This window comes from Mesorhizobium sp. YC-39, assembly GCF_025753795.1.
In the GTDB taxonomy this organism is placed as follows: domain Bacteria; phylum Pseudomonadota; class Alphaproteobacteria; order Rhizobiales; family Rhizobiaceae; genus Mesorhizobium.
On the sequence record NZ_JAOWPS010000005.1, the window covers coordinates 18,668 to 33,508 of the forward strand.

17 protein-coding genes are annotated in these 14,841 nt (G+C 61.6%); 4 read left to right on the top strand and 13 right to left on the bottom strand.

The window, feature by feature from the left end:
- Window positions 1-124 precede the first annotated feature (124 nt).
- The gene (locus OHD62_RS25805) at window positions 125-973 is read left to right on the top strand and encodes a DUF1194 domain-containing protein (RefSeq protein ID WP_263788612.1); all 849 of its coding nucleotides are present in this window, start codon (window positions 125-127) and stop codon (window positions 971-973) included.
- Window positions 974-976: 3 nt separating this feature from the next.
- Here the strand turns inward: OHD62_RS25805 and OHD62_RS25810 are convergent, their stop codons facing one another.
- The 3 genes from OHD62_RS25810 to OHD62_RS25820 all read right to left on the bottom strand — a co-directional run bounded on the left by OHD62_RS25810 (window position 977) and on the right by OHD62_RS25820 (window position 2,918).
- Window positions 977-1,915 (bottom strand): GlxA family transcriptional regulator, encoded by a 939-nt coding sequence (locus OHD62_RS25810; protein ID WP_412177427.1) that lies wholly within the window; start codon window positions 1,913-1,915, stop codon window positions 977-979.
- A 341-nt stretch (window positions 1,916-2,256) separates the two neighbouring features.
- Window positions 2,257-2,391: a hypothetical protein gene (locus tag OHD62_RS25815; RefSeq protein WP_083918644.1), complete on the bottom strand. Its 135-nt coding sequence runs from the start codon at window positions 2,389-2,391 to the stop codon at window positions 2,257-2,259.
- A gap of 338 nt (window positions 2,392-2,729) precedes the next feature.
- Complete coding sequence (locus OHD62_RS25820; RefSeq protein WP_263790149.1) at window positions 2,730-2,918, bottom strand: hypothetical protein; 189 nt, start codon at window positions 2,916-2,918, stop codon at window positions 2,730-2,732.
- Window positions 2,919-3,146: 228 nt separating this feature from the next.
- On the opposite strand from OHD62_RS25820, the gene OHD62_RS25825 reads away from it, so the two are divergent.
- On the top strand, window positions 3,147-4,046 hold the full coding sequence (locus OHD62_RS25825; protein WP_097576400.1) for a LysR substrate-binding domain-containing protein: 900 nt from the start codon (window positions 3,147-3,149) through the stop codon (window positions 4,044-4,046).
- 30 nt (window positions 4,047-4,076) lie between these two features.
- On the opposite strand, the gene OHD62_RS25830 is transcribed toward OHD62_RS25825, so the two are convergent.
- The 9 genes from OHD62_RS25830 to OHD62_RS25870 form a co-directional block, all read right to left on the bottom strand.
- The gene (locus tag OHD62_RS25830) at window positions 4,077-5,021 is read right to left on the bottom strand and encodes an alpha/beta hydrolase (RefSeq protein ID WP_263788621.1); all 945 of its coding nucleotides are present in this window, start codon (window positions 5,019-5,021) and stop codon (window positions 4,077-4,079) included.
- A gap of 240 nt (window positions 5,022-5,261) precedes the next feature.
- Window positions 5,262-5,447 carry a hypothetical protein gene (locus OHD62_RS25835; protein WP_263788623.1) on the bottom strand — a complete coding sequence of 62 codons (186 nt, stop codon included), beginning with the start codon at window positions 5,445-5,447 and terminating at the stop codon, window positions 5,262-5,264.
- A gap of 186 nt (window positions 5,448-5,633) precedes the next feature.
- Window positions 5,634-7,763, bottom strand: a complete 2,130-nt coding sequence (locus tag OHD62_RS25840; RefSeq protein ID WP_263788624.1) for an ASKHA domain-containing protein — start codon at window positions 7,761-7,763, stop codon at window positions 5,634-5,636.
- Window positions 7,714-8,688, bottom strand: a complete 975-nt coding sequence (locus OHD62_RS25845; protein ID WP_263788627.1) for a methyltetrahydrofolate cobalamin methyltransferase — start codon at window positions 8,686-8,688, stop codon at window positions 7,714-7,716. The genes OHD62_RS25840 and OHD62_RS25845 overlap by 50 nt, the downstream gene beginning before the upstream one ends.
- Before the next feature lie 79 nt (window positions 8,689-8,767).
- Window positions 8,768-9,859 carry a methylenetetrahydrofolate reductase gene (locus OHD62_RS25850; RefSeq protein ID WP_263788629.1) on the bottom strand — a complete coding sequence of 364 codons (1,092 nt, stop codon included), beginning with the start codon at window positions 9,857-9,859 and terminating at the stop codon, window positions 8,768-8,770.
- On the bottom strand, window positions 9,856-10,455 hold the full coding sequence (locus OHD62_RS25855) for a methylenetetrahydrofolate reductase C-terminal domain-containing protein (RefSeq protein WP_263788630.1): 600 nt from the start codon (window positions 10,453-10,455) through the stop codon (window positions 9,856-9,858). The genes OHD62_RS25850 and OHD62_RS25855 overlap by 4 nt, the downstream gene beginning before the upstream one ends.
- Window positions 10,448-10,750, bottom strand: coding sequence for a virulence factor (locus OHD62_RS25860; protein WP_263788651.1), 303 nt, complete (start codon window positions 10,748-10,750; stop codon window positions 10,448-10,450). The genes OHD62_RS25855 and OHD62_RS25860 overlap by 8 nt, the downstream gene beginning before the upstream one ends.
- A gap of 231 nt (window positions 10,751-10,981) precedes the next feature.
- Window positions 10,982-11,764: a formyl transferase gene (locus OHD62_RS25865; protein WP_263788653.1), complete on the bottom strand. Its 783-nt coding sequence runs from the start codon at window positions 11,762-11,764 to the stop codon at window positions 10,982-10,984.
- Window positions 11,765-11,839: 75 nt separating this feature from the next.
- Entirely contained in the window at window positions 11,840-12,412 is a 573-nt protein-coding gene (locus OHD62_RS25870) for a DUF4893 domain-containing protein (RefSeq protein WP_263788654.1), read from the bottom strand.
- A gap of 121 nt (window positions 12,413-12,533) precedes the next feature.
- Between OHD62_RS25870 and OHD62_RS25875 the strand changes: the two genes are divergently transcribed.
- On the top strand, window positions 12,534-13,451 hold the full coding sequence (locus OHD62_RS25875) for an NAD-dependent epimerase/dehydratase family protein (protein ID WP_263788657.1): 918 nt from the start codon (window positions 12,534-12,536) through the stop codon (window positions 13,449-13,451).
- A gap of 8 nt (window positions 13,452-13,459) precedes the next feature.
- Here OHD62_RS25875 and OHD62_RS25880 read toward each other — a convergent pair whose 3' ends face one another.
- On the bottom strand, window positions 13,460-14,089 hold the full coding sequence (locus OHD62_RS25880) for a DUF1638 domain-containing protein (protein WP_263788658.1): 630 nt from the start codon (window positions 14,087-14,089) through the stop codon (window positions 13,460-13,462).
- 64 nt (window positions 14,090-14,153) lie between these two features.
- On the opposite strand from OHD62_RS25880, the gene OHD62_RS25885 reads away from it, so the two are divergent.
- Complete coding sequence (locus tag OHD62_RS25885) at window positions 14,154-14,294, top strand: EncA/B family entericidin (RefSeq protein ID WP_263788660.1); 141 nt, start codon at window positions 14,154-14,156, stop codon at window positions 14,292-14,294.
- Window positions 14,295-14,841 lie beyond the last annotated feature (547 nt).

The window sequence follows — 14,841 nt, forward strand, 5'->3', positions numbered from 1 at the left end:
GCGAATTGTTCGATTTTTCCGCGAAGAGCAGAGGAACGGACTCGCAAAAATGTGAGTGGATGCGCTCAACCCTTGATCGGGCTTTTCCCTTTGTCGGCGGACGATTCTCGCTTAACGTGGCGTCATGTCTGCTCTTGGCCATGCAGGACAGTTGCTTTCGGGCGCCGCCGCGCTTGCGCTGCTTGTTGGGCTGAACTCGCAAGCTAACGCCGCGGAGTCCGTCGATATCGAACTGGTGCTGGCCGTCGATGTTTCGCTGTCCATGTCGCCGGACGAACTCGAGATCCAGCGTCACGGCTATGCGGCGGCGCTGACGCATGACGACGTGTTGCGGGCCATCGCCGATGGCGCCCATGGCAAGATCGCCGTCACCTATGTCGAATGGGCCGGAACGACCTGGCAGCATGTCATCGTGCCATGGACGGTCATCGCCAATCGCGCCGACGCCGAGCGGGTGGTCGAACAGCTTTCCGCCCGGCCGCCCAACAGCGCCCGGCGCACCTCGATTTCCGGCGTTCTGGAATTCTCCAGCGACCTCTTCGCCGAAAGCGGCTTTCAAGGCATCAAACGGGTCATCGATGTTTCAGGCGACGGCCCCAACAATCAGGGTGCTCCGGTCAACATCATCCGCGACGAACTGGTCAAGCAAGGCATCACCATCAATGGCCTGCCGCTGATGACCAGAAGCGGCTTCACCAGCGTCTACGACGTCAATGATCTCGACCGTTACTACACCGACTGTGTCATCGGTGGGCCTGGCGCCTTCATGATCCCGGTCAATGACTGGACGCAGTTTCCCGAAGCGATCCGCCGCAAGCTGGTGCTGGAGCTTGCCGGGCCTCATTCGCCGCAATGGGCGGCGAATGAGGCGGCGCATCCTCCGGTGGTGCTGGCGCAGGACAGACCAGTCACCGATTGCCAGATCGGCGAAAAAATGTGGCGCGACCGCAGCTGGATGTTCGACAGCCGTTAGCGCTCAAGCCGCCAGCAATTGCTTGCGGTCGACGCGCTCCTGCTGCGGCGAGCGTGCATAGAGCTCCCGGTAGCATTTGGAGAAATGCGAGGCCGAGACGAAGCCGCAGGCGACCGCCACCTCGACCACGGGCAACGACGACTGGATCAGCAGGTGCCTGGCCCGGTCGAGCCGGATCTCCAGATAGTAGCGGGCAGGGGATCTGCCCATCTCGGTGCGGAACAGACGCTCGATCTGGCGGCGCGACAGGTCGACATGATCGGCGATCTCGATCAGCGACAGCGGTTCGGAAAGGTTCGCTTCCATCAATTCGATGATGGTCAGCACCTTGGAATTCTGCACGCCAAGGCGGGCGCGCAACGGCAGGCGCTGACGGTCGGTCGGGCTGCGCACGCGATCGGTCAGTACCTGCTCGCACACACGGTTGACCAGGCTCTCATCGAAATCGTCGCCGATCAGCTTCAGCATCATGTCAAGTGCGGCGGTGCCGCCGGCGCAGGTGTAGACGTTCTGGTCGATCTCGAAGAGGTCGGCGAAGACATTGGCTTTTGGAAAGGCCTCGGAGAAACCGGGCAGGTTCTCCCAATGGATGGCGCAGCGCTTGTTGGACAAGAGGCCGGCGGCGGCCAGTATGTGCGCGCCGGTGCAGAGGCCGCCTACGGCAACGCCGCGATTGTATTCCTCGCGCAGCCAGGCGAAGGCCGACTTGTTTTGATAGCGCTCGACATTGATGCCGCTGCAGACGATCGCCATAGACGGCCGGTCCGGTCCGGACATCTTCTTGCGCTCTTCCTCGAGCGAGGTGTTGACGGCGCATTCGACGCCGTTCGAGGCGCGCACCGGCTTGCCATCGATACTGGCGAGACGCCAGCGGTAGGCCTCGTAGCCGAGCATGCGGTTGGCCGAGCGCAACGGATCGAGCGCCGTCGCAAAGGCGATCATGGTGAAATCGGGGACCAGGAAGAATACAAACGATCGTCTGACCGGATGCTTTACGACGTTCACAGGGAATCCTCACGCTGCAAATGGCGCGAACAGGATGTCGCGATCAGCATAGCGACATCAGGAAAAACCTTTCCTGTCAATTGGCTAGAGCGCAACGGGAGGACTTTATTTGCGACACGGGTCGCAAATGGGCAATCGCTATGCGGCGAACGAACGACATGCGGCCGGATTGAGCAGATGTGCCGGATGTGGTGGGCGCATAATGAAAACGCCGCTCCGGCAAAACCGAAGCGGCGCTATGATCAACTGCACGGCAGCGGCGCTTGCCGCTTGCCGGATCAGGCGACGAAGCCGAGGCGCGCCGCATTCATGGCGCCGGTCTGGCCGGGCATGGTGTTGGCAAGGCGCTGGCGCTCGAGCGCGGTCGTCAGGTTCATTTCACGGCGGGGGAAGAGGCGGGCAAAAAGCTTCATGATCATCTCCATTCGGTTGCTCAGACGGGTCGCCTTCGCTTGATGGAGTGGGGCAGCTCGTTTGCTGGCGCTGATATAGGCTTACGTGAGGGGAAACTAAATGACAAAAGCGAAGCACTTGATATGAAAAGCGACACGGAATGCGACAAATTTGGGCAGCGTGCTCGAAATTTACGATTATTTACAAGGCATTATTTGAAAATACGGGCCGCTATGCAGCTTGCTCATACGCGCCATGCAATGGCGACATGGCTCTAAAACTCGTTTGAATGCAAATAAAATAAAAAGGCCTGCCGGGCGGGGTTGCGCGGCAGGCCTTCAGCATTTTGTACACACGATCAGTTCGCTCCACCAGCCCAGGAACCGACGCCGTGGCGCGTGCTGGTCTTGGCATCGGCGGCTTCGGGCCAGCCAATATCCTTCTGCAGTTCGATCGGCAGAGAGCGGATGGCGCGTTCGGTCTGATAGCGGGCGCGGGCGGCACTGAACTCGGTCGCAAGCCGACCGATGGATGACAGGATAGACATTTTACTCTCCTTTGTTGGGCCGGGAATTTCCCGGCGCTGGGCGTAGGAAGCGTTACACTTGGTTTGTTTCAGCTTCATTTCATGTCGAATGCAGGTCCGTGTCATGGTCGTTTCAAGTCTGCTTCCGATACGCCTGCCTTCGATGGAGTTGACTATCCTCCCAAAGTGATGTTCAATCAAACGAAATGGAATGATGGTTTGCATCAGAAAAATTGAAGGTCGGTTCCCATGAACGCCCCACTCAATCATCCGCTGCCACTGCTCGATCTCGATGTCCTGCGCACCTTCGTGGCGATCGCCGAGACCGGCAGCTTCACCACCGCGGCCAATGCCGTCTTCCGCACGCCGTCGGCCGTCTCCATGCAGATCAAGAAGCTTGAGGACATCCTCGGCCGCTCGGTGTTCGCGCGCGACGCGCGTTCGGTGACGCTGACGACGGATGGCGAGATGCTGCTCGGCTATGCCCGGCGGCTGTTGTCGATTAACCGGGAGGTGGTATCGAAGTTCATCATTCCCGACATCGTCGGGGTCGTGCGGCTTGGTTCGCCGGACGATTATGGCGAGCGCGTCCTGCCGCATGTCCTGAAGCGTTTTGCGCAATCGCATCCCTCGATCGCCGTCGACGTCACCATCGACCAGAGCAGCAATCTGCGCCGGCGCATGGACGACCGGGCGCTCGACATCACGCTGCTCACCAATTCCTACAAGACCAGCGCGCTCGGCGCCGAAGTGTTGCTCACCGAGCCGATCGTCTGGGCCGGCGCCAAGGGTGGCTGCGCGCATCTGCGCGAGCCGCTGCCGGTCTCCTTGTGGGAAGAGGGTTGTGCCTGGCGGGCTGGCGCCCTCGAGGCGCTCGGCCGTGAGGGCCGCAACTACCGCATCGCCTATATGAGCGCACACACGGCCGGCCAGCGCGCCGCGATCATGTCCGACCTTGCGGTGGCGCCGCTGCCGAAATCGTTCCTCGGCAACGATATGGTCGAGCTTTGCCCTAAGGACGGCATGCCTGATATCGGCACCTACAACCTCGCCATGGTGGTGGCGCCGGACGCCAGCGCGCCGGTCAAGGCGGTCGCCGACCATATCCGCGCGACCTTCGAAGTGTTCAGGGAAACTGGAAAATTCTGATCTGACCCGAGCACAACCGGGTCGCGGGCGTTACGTCGCGATCTGGCCCTGCAGCCACCAGCCGGCTTCGGCGCGACGTGTTTGGGGTTCGCCGGCCAAGAAGGTCACGATGCTGTCTCGTGCTCGCCGCGCCTCGGGCATGTCGACCAGCGGCCAGACGTGGAACATGCCCTCCTCGTAGACGACCTCGATCTCGACCCCAGCGGCACGCGCCTTTTGCGCGAAGATCAGATTGTCGGGGCTGAGCAGATCGTGCGAGCCGGTCAGAAGCAGCGTTTTCGGCAGCACCGAGAGGTCGCCGTAGAGCGGGCTGATGTGCCAGTCGCTGCGATCGATGCCGGCGCTGTAAAGCCGGACCGCCTCCATTCCGCCCGAAATGCCCAGCCAGGGATCGTTGCGTTCCGCCTCGAACACTTCGGGATTGGCGAGCGACATATCGAGGCCGGGCGAAATCAGCACATGGCGCGAGGGCAGGGGCAGGGCGTCTTCCGCCGCCATCATGGTCAGCACCACGGCCATGTTGCCGCCGGCGGAGTCGCCCATGAAGATGATATCCTCGGCTTCCGCCTCCTCGAGCATCTGCCGGTAAACCTCGCCAACCATCCCGAACATGGCGTGGAAATCGTGTTCGGGGGCGATGGGATAGATGGGCACGGTGATGCCGAAGCCCAACCGGTTGGCCATTTCGGCGATCAGCCCCCAATGATAGGACGTGATCTGGAAGACATAGGCGCCGCCATGCAGGTAAAGGATCCGCTTCCGCTCACCTGCTTTGGGTGCGATGTCATAGACGGGGAAACCGCCGACGCTGCGCGTCGTGATGTCGAAGCGCTGATGCAGCGAAGCAGGCGGCCGGTGGTCCTCGGTCTTGCGGGCATAAGCGATCCAGCGCTGCAGGTTTTCCGGACTGGAAAATGCCTGCTTGCGGCTATGCCTGAGCACGAAGGACACGACGTGGCTTTTCAAACTGGGCATGCGGACACACGGACTTCGGCTGAGCCGACTAAGAGAACCCCCGTTATCCGAAGATCGTATCTTCGTCCAAAATGTCAAGATTTGCGCGGCGTCAACACGATGTGATCTGGGTGGTAGCTTGGGTCCACCAGGTTCAGCGTCGGGGCAGCAGCGCGGCGCGCAGCTTGGTGTCGGCTGCCGCCGGAGCCGCATGACGGCTCCGGCGCTTGCCGAGCAGTTTGCATTTGTCGGCGAAGGTCATCAGCGCGCCGAACCCAGCAGCAGGGCCGACAGCTTGGCCTGCGGGTCATCGCGCTGCGACACGGGCCAGCCGATATCCTTCTGGATTTCGGACGGCAAGCTGTTGAGCGCGCGGATCGACTTGCTTCTGCTGTGTGCATGCTTGATGGCCGCGCCATAGCGGCCGAGCGTTCCAAACATCGACATCTTCATCTCCCTCGACGAATGCGGCAGGAAGTCATTCCCTGCCTGCCATTCGACTGCGGTTAAATGCGCCACGCATGTATCTGAGGGATTTCACGAAAACAGCGCCTTCGTTTCCAGATCGGCCGATCTGGAAACATTTGCATGCAAATGAAATTGGGGTGAAGGGCCGCTTTCGCCGGCGGGATACTACTCCCGGCTGCGCCGGGCAGCGTGGCCTTCGCGCGAACGGCGTCGCGGGGCGGCATCGCCGGCAACACCGTCTTCGCTGACGGTTTTCCTCGGCGGCAGTTTCACCGCCGCCGACAGTTTCGGGAACGGGTCGACCTTGTTCGGCAGCGCCATGGCGTAGACGAAATGCTCCTGGAATTTCGGCTCCAGCGCGGTCTCGATCTTCTCGATGCGGCTGACGGTTTCCTCGATCTCGCGGCGGTAGCCGCGGTTCAAGAGCGCCATGCGCGCGCCGGCGCCGGCGGCGTTGCCGACGGCGGAGACCTTGTCGAGGTCGCAATCGGGAATCAGGCCCAGCACCATGGCGTATTTCGGATCGATGAAGGAGCCGAAGGCGCCGGCGAAGTGGATGCGGTCGACGTGCTCGGTGTGCTGCTTTTCCATGAGTAGCTTGGTGCCGGCGTAAAGTGCGGCCTTGGCAAGCTGGATGGCGCGTATGTCGGTCTGGGTGATGGTGATCTTCGGCTCGCCTTCCTTCAGCACATAGGAGAAGGTGCGGCCATTGGCGACAACGCGCGGCGAGCGCGCCGAAAGCCCGCCGTCGATGACGCCATCCTCGGAGATGATGCCGGCGAGATACATCTCGGCGACCACCTCGATGATGCCGGAGCCGCAGATGCCGGTGACGCCGGTCGCCTGCACGCTGTCGAGGAAGCCGGGTTCGTCGGACCACAGCTCCGAGCCGATGACGCGGTATTTCGGCTCCAGCGTATCGGGATCGATGCGCACGCGCTCGATGGCGCCGGGCGCGGCGCGTTGGCCGCCGGAGATTTCAGCGCCCTCGAAGGCCGGACCGGTCGGCGAGGAGGCCGCTACGACCCGCTGGCGATTGCCAAGCACGATCTCGGCATTGGTGCCGACATCGACAATCAGCATCATCTCGTCCTGGCGGTGCGGGCCTTCAGACAGCGTCACCGCTGCCGCATCGGCGCCGACATGGCCGGCGATGCAGGGCAGCATGTAGAGCCTGGCGCCCTGGTTGAGCTTCAGGCCGATATCCAACGCCTTGATGTGCACGGCGCCCGAGACGGCGAGCGCGAAGGGCGCGCCGCCGAGCTCGGTCGGATCGATGCCGAGGAACAGATGGTGCATGATCGGATTGCCAACAAAGACGGAATCCAGAATGTCGTTGCGCTGGACATTGCCTTCCGCGCACACCTTGTCGACAAGGCCGGAGATCGCCTCGCGCACCGCGACCGTCATGCCTTCGCGGCCATCCGGGTTCATCATCACATAGGAAACGCGGCTCATCAGATCCTCGCCGAAGCGGATCTGCGGGTTGGACGTGCCCGACGAAGCGGCGACGCGGCCCGACAGCAGCGACACCAGATGCATCGCGATGGTGGTCGAGCCGATATCGCAGGCAAGACCGTAAGCCTCGTTCTTGAGGCCGGGCCACAAAGAGATGACCCGCGCGGTCTCGCTTTCGGCATCCTTGTGGATCGCGGCGGTCGCTGTCCAGTTGCCCTTGCGCAAGATGCCTTGCACCTGCGGCAGGAGATGGAAATCAAAATCGAGGCTCTTGAGGCCCCAGTCCTTCATCAGCGCGATCTTCAGGCGATCGAGATCGCCTGAAGGATTGTGCATGTCGGGCTCTTCGATCTCGACATAGCACATGTGTATTGCCGAATCGCGGGCGATGACCCTAGTGTCGGCGTCCTTGCGGATGGTCTGCGCGTTGATGACGGTGTCCTGCGGCACGTCGATAACGAGGTCGCCAAGGATCTGCGCCGAGCAGGACAGGCGCCGCCGTTCGGGCAGGCCGCGCACGCGTTCGTAGCGCTCTTCCTTGGCGCCCTTGGGCGAGATGTGGTCGTTGGAAGAGACGATCTTGTGCTTGGCGAAATTGCCTTCCTGCACCTCGATCTGGCAGCGCCCGCAAGTGGCGCGTCCGCCGCACACGCTCTCGACATAGACGCCGAGCTGGCGCGCGGCATCGAGCACCGGCGTGCCGACCGGAAACCGCCCGCGCTTGCCCGACGGCATGAACAGCACGAGCGGATCGGTGATGTTGGCGGGCGAGTTCACGATTGCGCGCTTATCCCCTGGCCATGCGGGCTTCACGACCGCCGCGCCGGCGGCCGCCATTGCCGCCGCCTTCGCCCGGCGCGTTGACCGCCGTTGGCGCCGCGATCGCCTGGCCGCCTTCGGCCGGCTTGTAGTCCTTGTAGGTCCTGATCCAGTTGGTGCAGTTCTCGTCGGTGCCGTTCAGCACATTGGCGCCGCGCACCGCTTCCATTTCCTGCGGCCGCACCGGGTTCATGATCGCCGAGGTCATGCCGGCGCCGATCACCATCGGGATGAAGGCGGCGTTGATGCCGTGGCGGTGCGGCAGGCCAAACGAGATGTTGGAGAGGCCGCAGGTGGTGTTGACCTTGAGCTCCTCGCGCAGGCGGCGCAGCAGCGCGAACACCTGGCGGCCGGCATCGCCCAGCGCACCGATCGGCATGACCAGCGGGTCGACGACCACGTCATGCGCCGGAATGCCAAAATCGGCACAGCGCTCGACGATCTTCTTGGCGACGGCGAAGCGCACGTCCGGGTCCATCGAAATGCCGGTCTCGTCGTTGGAGATGGCGACGACCGGAACGTTGTACTTCTTGACCAGCGGCAGGATGGCTTCGAGCTTTTCTTCCTCGCCGGTGACGGAGTTAACCAGCGGGCGACCCTTGGCGACTTTCAGCGCCGCCTCGATCGCGGCAGTCACCGAACTGTCGATCGACAGCGGCAGGTCGACCAGACCCTGTACGATCTCCAGCGTCTGCACCAGCAGCGCCGGTTCGGTTGCGTTGGGATCGACGGCGGTGACACCGGCATTGACGTCGAGCATGGTCGCGCCGCAGGCGGCCTGCTCCAGCGCGTCCCTGATGACGGTCTCGAAATTGCCCGCCACCATTTCGGCGGCGAGCTTCTTGCGACCGGTCGGGTTGATGCGCTCGCCGATCACGCAGAACGGCTGGTCGAAGCCGATGATGATTTCTCGTGTCGCCGAGGCGACGATCGTCCGGGTCATGAAATCTCTCCGTCGTGATATAAAGAGTTCTTTATATCGTTTCTGATTTCGATCAAGCGAATGGTCACGGTTGGCATCATCAATGCGCCGTCTTGACCATGTCGACCTGCGTTTCGGTAATGTCGTCGTGCAATATGCGGTCAAGCCGGTCGGCGACCATCTGGTCGTCGCGGCGGATCTCGCGCTTCCAGGGCTGACGCCCTTTAAGCACACCTGATTCATCGACGATCTCGGCGACATACTCCTCCTGGCGATAGGCCATCACGTGGATGCCGGAAATGCCCGGGATTTCCTTCACTTCGTTGATGATGTCGATGCAGAGCTGCTTGCCTTCCTTCTTCTGATCCTGGGCGCCCTCCAGCCGCTTGATGATCGCGTCGGGAATATGGATGCCTGGCACGTTGGAGCGTATCCATTTGGCAGTCTTGGCTGACGCCAGCGGTCCGACGCCACACAGGATGAACACCTTTTCAGTGTGGCCGAGATCGCGCGCCTTTTTCATGAAGGTTTTGAACATCGGCACGTCGAAACAGTACTGCGTCTGCACGAACTGCGCGCCGGCGGCGATCTTCTTGCCGAGATGGATCGGGCGGAAGTCGAAGGGCGGGGCGAAGGGATTGACGGCGGCGCCGAGGAAAATCTGCGGCGGCGTCGTCAGCTTGCGGCCGGACAGGAATTTGCCGTTGTCGCGCATGATGCGGCAGGTCTCGAGCAGCGACATGGAATCGAGATCGAACACTGGCTTGGCGCCGGGCTGGTCGCCGGCCTGCACGCCGTCGCCGGTCAGGCACAGCATGTTGGCGACGCCCATCGCCGCCCCGCCCAGCACGTCGCCCTGGATGGCGATGCGGTTCCTGTCGCGGCAGGCGATCTGCATGATCGGCGCATAGCCCATGCGGGTCAAAAGCGCACAGATGCCGACCGAGGACATGTGACAGTTGGCGCCCGAGGCGTCGACGGCATTGATGGCGTCGACCCAGCCGTCGAAGATTTTCGCCCTGTTATAGACGTCTTCCGGATCGGCGCTGTCAGGCGGGTTGAGTTCGGTGGTCACCGCGAATTCGCCACGGCGCAGCACCCGTTCCAACCGGCCGCGCGAAGAGTGGCCGGGCAGGGGGTCGAGCGGCAGATGGATGCCGGCGGGGTTCTCGTCGCGCTGGCGGCCGATCATGCCGAGGCTCCGGTCTTGGCGGCGTTTTGGGCCGCTTCGCGCGCGGCGGCGGCCTGCGCGGTCACCCGCAGCCAGGCCGAGGTTTCGCGCAGCGACTGGTCGACAGGCTTTTGCACATCGAGAATCTTGTCGCCATGCACCATGTTCTGGGAGCCTTCCCAAGCCTTGACCCAGACGCAAGGCATATCGGGTTCGACCTCGCAATTGCCATTGGCACGCACGCCGCCGCAAGGGCCGTTGCGCAGCTGCTTGGGGCAGTTCATCGGACACGACATGCCTGTGGAGGAGAGCACGCACTGGCCGCACATGCGGCAGTCAAACATGAAGCCCTTGACGCGTTTTTCGACGAATTTGATCGGGGCTTCGACTCTGTTGTAGCCGATGCCCTTCCACAGCGGATGCAGCAGCAGGAACATGTCGGCGAACCTGCTATAGAACCATTCGAGCAGCCGCGAATGGCGGATCGACCACAGCCGCACCGCAAAAGAGCGCTGGACGCGCCGCTGCGGCGACACGTCTGCCGGCTTGTAGTCGGATTTCGGCGCTGCCTTCTTGACCAGAGTGGCCTGGGTAACCGCCGGCTGGGTTTCAGACATTTTCTTTTCCGCCCGCCTTTACCAGAGCGACCAGCCGCTCGCGGTCGTATTTCGTGTCGAGTTCCTGAAAGGCCTTTTCAACCTCGGCTTCGAGGTCGTCGCCGACCGGCACGGGATCGGCCTTGCGCCATTCGGCCAGATAGTCGTCGGTGCCGCCGGCGCCGGTGCGCATAGCGCACATGTCGATCGCCTCGGTAAAGCGCAGCGGCAGTTCGCGCTTGGCGTTCTGCCGGCCCTTCTTGACGATGACCTGGGCGGGGATGTCGCGCCAGTAGACGACGATCAGATCGGCCATGAATTCTCACTCCTGCAGGGCGCTTTGCGTCTGGTTGGAAAGGACGCCCTACTATTTTCACTCGACTGCATCGTGCTTTCCGACGATCGATTCCGATTTTCGGGCCGATGCCGCAGTTTCGAGCATTGCCGGAAGCGCCATTAAGCTGCTTGTTATGGGACGACGCGCGCGCATTCAAAAGCGACGCAATCGCAAGCGGCAAGAGAAAGGCGAGATTTCAGAGCCGCTGGATTACCAGACGCCGCTTTTCGTGCCGGTCCAGAGATAGAACCAGATCGTCGGATGGTACCACTGCTTCGAAGGCAGGCCGGGATCCAATGTGGCAAGCTTTCCCGCCAGCGCATCGCTGACCGCCTCGACGCAGATGTCGCGCGAGAATGCCGCCTGCCGCAGCGCGTAGCTTGAAATGGTGTCGCCCGGACCAGGCTTGCCGCGTGCCTGCCGCAGCACGCCGCCAGTGTCGACGCCGGCGTCGACCAGATGCACGGTGGTGCCGAAGTTTTCCGCATCGCCGGAAGCCAGAGCCCAGTAGCCACCATTCATGCCGCGATATTTGGGCGCGATGCCGGCATGATAGTTGAGCACCGGGCAAGGCATTTTCGCCAGCGTCTGCCGCGACAGCAGGCGGCAGCCGGCAAGTAGCACGACGCCGGGCCGGATGTCCTCGATCGCCTGCAGGCACTCAGGCGCATTTGCCGAAGGCACGTGGATGATCTTTTGCTCTGGCTTGGGTTCGGTTTGCAGTTTTTGTTCGGCGATGATGTTTGCTGCATGGCCGGCGAAAAACCGTTTGCCGAGCCGCGTCAGCACCATCGTGCCGAGCTGTCCGGCGGCCTGGAACCAACCCTGGCGACGGGCGCGCCCAAGCAGCAATTGCTTTTTGGATTCAGGCATTTCGAGGATGACGCTGACAGGCCCAAGCCGATCGGCGATGGCGTTGACGATGGCCCAGATATGCGAACCGCCCTCGGTGACGACGACGATCGGCGGCAGATCTGATTTCAAGGGATCCATGGTCGCGACGTGCCGTCCGGATAGACATGGTCTTGGCGCGCCGGACGCTAGGTGGTCCGGGTTAATCCTTGGTGATCAGCGCTTGAATTCGAGGATGTCGAGCTTCGATTCGTAATAGGGCGCCGGGAACTCGATGCGCCATTCATTGGCGCTGTTGCGGAAGGCGTAGCCGACCTGGTCGCTTTGCGGGCCGCTGCCATAGGGTTTTGCGGGGTCGTTGTTGACATAGAAGGAGCCGAGATAGATCGAGCGCTTTTCGCCGTCGTCGAAGAAACGGCCCTTGGTGCGTTGCGAGCCGCTGACCTTTTCCAGCATCCAGCCTGATCCATCGTCGCTCACCTTGCATTTGAACCAGCCATAGATGACCAGCGCGCCGAGCCCGCCGGCCTTGATGGTGCGGCATTGCCAGTTGCCGGTGAGATCCTTGTCGGAAAAGGCGACCAGCGGCTTTGCCAGAAGCGCGTCTAGCTGTTTGACCTCGGCGGGAGTGCCTGCCTTCGCCTCTTCGAGCGCTGTCTTGCGCGTCTCGCCATAGTTGTCGAGCCGGGCCTTGTCCGCGGCGGTTATGAGCTTCTGCACCTCGCCATCGGCGAGCGCGGGCAGGGCGAGGCAGACAATTCCTGCGGCAATCAAGAGACGAGCGATCATCGGTGCGTTCCCCGTTAATGGCTGGAACAGCCTGTTTTCTTGTCTGGCGCATAACTTACCGGTTCGCGGCGACCTGTCATCCGTGCTTAACAGCGTCAGGTCAAAAATCGTGGTTTCATCGATGCGGATCTTGCTGACGGGATCGTCGGGCTGGCTGGGCAGCGCGCTGGCGCCGCGGCTGCGGTCGCTCGGCCATGACGTCATCGGCCTCGATCCCGTTCCATCGGCGGAGACACGGATTGTCGGCTCGATCGCCGATCGCGATCTGGTCATGCAAGCGGTTAGCGAAAACCGCATCGAGGCGATCATCCACAGCGGTGCGCTGCACAAGCCTGATATCGAGAACCATGGCAACAGCGATTTCATCGCGACAAACGTGCAAGGCACGCTCAACCTTCTCGATGCAGCGGTGGTGTCAGGCGTTCAACGCTTCGTCTTCACCTCGACGACATCGTTGATGATCTCGCAAGCCATCCGCGCCGGCTTCACCGGCGGCGCGCGCAAGGCCGCCTGGCTGACGGAAGAGATGTCGCCTGAGCCGCGAAACATCTACGGCGTCACCAAGCTTTCAGCTGAACATTTGTGCCGTCTCTACCACATCGAACACGGCCTGCCGTTGATCGTGCTGCGGACGGCACGCTTCTTTCCCGAAGCCGACGACATGGCGCATGCGATCGAGCAATCGGACGCCAACACCAAGGCCAATGAGCTGCTGTTTCGCCGGCTGACAGTGGAAGACGCGGCAGAAGCCCATGTCGCGGCGCTGGAGAAGGCGCCGCAACTGGGCTTCGACATCTTCATCATTTCGGCACCGACACCGTTCAATCCCGACGATTGCGGGGCATTGATCGCCGACGCTCCGTCAGTCGTCGCGCGCTATTTTCCGGAGTATCCGGCGCTCTACGCAAAGAAGGGCTGGACGATGTTTTCCTCGATCGACCGCGTCTACGACGCCGCGCGGGCGAGGGACAGGCTGGGCTTCGTCTGCAAGACGAGCTTTGCCGATGTGCTCGCCGCGCTCGCGGTGGGGGCTGCCTAGAACAATCTTCAGGCGTGTACCGCGGCGCCGGCCAGCTCCTCTGTCAGGTCGCCATAGCCGGTCGAGCGGCGCTCATAGGCAAGGCCGAGCATTTTGGCGGCTTTCTCGGCGACCTTGTCGAGTTCGGGATCGTCGGTCTGGGCGAGATAGACCAGCTTCTCGTAATTGCCGAAATAGTCCTTGATCAGTTCCGGATGCCTGTCGAGGCCGAGCGGCTTCATGAAGAAGGCGTCGAACTGCCGGCACAGGAAGTCGGTCATGTAGAACGACATCATGTCGTCGTCGGCGATTTTCGCATAAGCAGCCATGCCCTGGTAGAAGGCAAAGCAGTGCGGCCCGGCCATGCGCTCGACGCCATGCTTCTCGCAGACGCGGTCGAGCAGGCCGCCGGTGCCGCAATCGGCATAGCCGACGAAGATGTTGACGTAGCCGTCCGCCTTGGCCTTCGCGATCGCCTTGTCCATGGCCGGCGCGATGCGGTCGGGATAAAAATGGAACTCCGCCGGCAGGCAGGTCAGGTCGAGATGGTCGAGCCCGAGCTGCTCCTTGACGGCCAGAACTTCGCGCGCAATCATCCCGCAGGCGATGACCAGCAGCCTGTCCGCTTGATCGGATTGCAGTTTTCGAGCGACGCTCATGGAACCAGTTTAACCGATTTTCGTTGCTGTCTGGCAAATCTATTTGTTGAGGGAGACACCATTCATGAAACTGTTACGCGTCGCGCCGATTGCCATTATCGCTTGTGCCTTGGCTCTTTCAGCCTGCGCCAATACCGTTCGCGGCGTCGGCAAGGATGTCAAATCGACCGCAAATGCAGTCGAGGACACTGTCGAGAATCCCTGATCCGCAATCCCCCTAGCATCTGGGAATAAAAAAGCCGCGCTGCAAGGCGCGGCTTTTGTTATTTAACAAGAGTCTTCGCTGAGAAGATCAGTTTCAGATGCCCGGCTATTATGCTTGTGCTTCGCTAAATCTTTGGAAAAGTTAACCAATCGTTAATGCTCTTAAGCCGACCGGGGGTGACTGGGTCGCGCGCACAGTCTTGCGCGATAGCAATATCCCCATCTTGACGCCTCATGGGTGCCTGGCTGTACTTGAAGCGGTCGAGCGATGTGCATTGGTATGCTTGACTGAAAGCCACAATCTACAATGATGAATTCATTGAGTGTGAAATACTTCACAGTCGGAAGGCGAAACGGCGACAATAATGAATGCCGTCGCCTGTAATTGAAGTGCATGAAAGCGGCATTTCCTGATTTTTCTTGTTTAAGCCCATTGTTTAGGCCCGTTACGTCCAGGCGAACTGGAGCGATTACGTCGGTGCGCCATAAGCAGACATGGCGCAACGCTTGATATTTGGCGGTGCACGCACCGCGGCAAAACCTGATGC

Excerpts from the sequence above, each read along its gene's own strand:
- OHD62_RS25825 (WP_097576400.1), top strand. The coding sequence starts at position 3,147 with ATGAACGCCCCACTCAATCATCCGCTGCCACTGCTCGATCTCGATGTC.
- OHD62_RS25830 (WP_263788621.1), bottom strand. The coding sequence starts at position 5,021 with ATGCCCAGTTTGAAAAGCCACGTCGTGTCCTTCGTGCTCAGGCATAGC.
- OHD62_RS25855 (WP_263788630.1), bottom strand. The coding sequence starts at position 10,455 with ATGTCTGAAACCCAGCCGGCGGTTACCCAGGCCACTCTGGTCAAGAAG.
- OHD62_RS25845 (WP_263788627.1), bottom strand. The coding sequence starts at position 8,688 with ATGACCCGGACGATCGTCGCCTCGGCGACACGAGAAATCATCATCGGC.
- OHD62_RS25880 (WP_263788658.1), bottom strand. The coding sequence starts at position 14,089 with ATGAGCGTCGCTCGAAAACTGCAATCCGATCAAGCGGACAGGCTGCTG.
- OHD62_RS25870 (WP_263788654.1), bottom strand. The coding sequence starts at position 12,412 with ATGATCGCTCGTCTCTTGATTGCCGCAGGAATTGTCTGCCTCGCCCTG.
- OHD62_RS25865 (WP_263788653.1), bottom strand. The coding sequence starts at position 11,764 with ATGGATCCCTTGAAATCAGATCTGCCGCCGATCGTCGTCGTCACCGAG.
- OHD62_RS25840 (WP_263788624.1), bottom strand. The coding sequence starts at position 7,763 with ATGGCGGCCGCCGGCGCGGCGGTCGTGAAGCCCGCATGGCCAGGGGAT.
- OHD62_RS25815 (WP_083918644.1), bottom strand. The coding sequence starts at position 2,391 with ATGAAGCTTTTTGCCCGCCTCTTCCCCCGCCGTGAAATGAACCTGACG.
- OHD62_RS25810 (WP_412177427.1), bottom strand. The coding sequence starts at position 1,915 with ATGATCGCCTTTGCGACGGCGCTCGATCCGTTGCGCTCGGCCAACCGC.
- OHD62_RS25885 (WP_263788660.1), top strand. The coding sequence starts at position 14,154 with ATGAAACTGTTACGCGTCGCGCCGATTGCCATTATCGCTTGTGCCTTG.
- OHD62_RS25820 (WP_263790149.1), bottom strand. The coding sequence starts at position 2,918 with ATGTCTATCCTGTCATCCATCGGTCGGCTTGCGACCGAGTTCAGTGCC.
- OHD62_RS25860 (WP_263788651.1), bottom strand. The coding sequence starts at position 10,750 with ATGGCCGATCTGATCGTCGTCTACTGGCGCGACATCCCCGCCCAGGTC.
- OHD62_RS25805 (WP_263788612.1), top strand. The coding sequence starts at position 125 with ATGTCTGCTCTTGGCCATGCAGGACAGTTGCTTTCGGGCGCCGCCGCG.
- OHD62_RS25875 (WP_263788657.1), top strand. The coding sequence starts at position 12,534 with ATGCGGATCTTGCTGACGGGATCGTCGGGCTGGCTGGGCAGCGCGCTG.
- OHD62_RS25850 (WP_263788629.1), bottom strand. The coding sequence starts at position 9,859 with ATGATCGGCCGCCAGCGCGACGAGAACCCCGCCGGCATCCATCTGCCG.
- OHD62_RS25835 (WP_263788623.1), bottom strand. The coding sequence starts at position 5,447 with ATGTCGATGTTTGGAACGCTCGGCCGCTATGGCGCGGCCATCAAGCAT.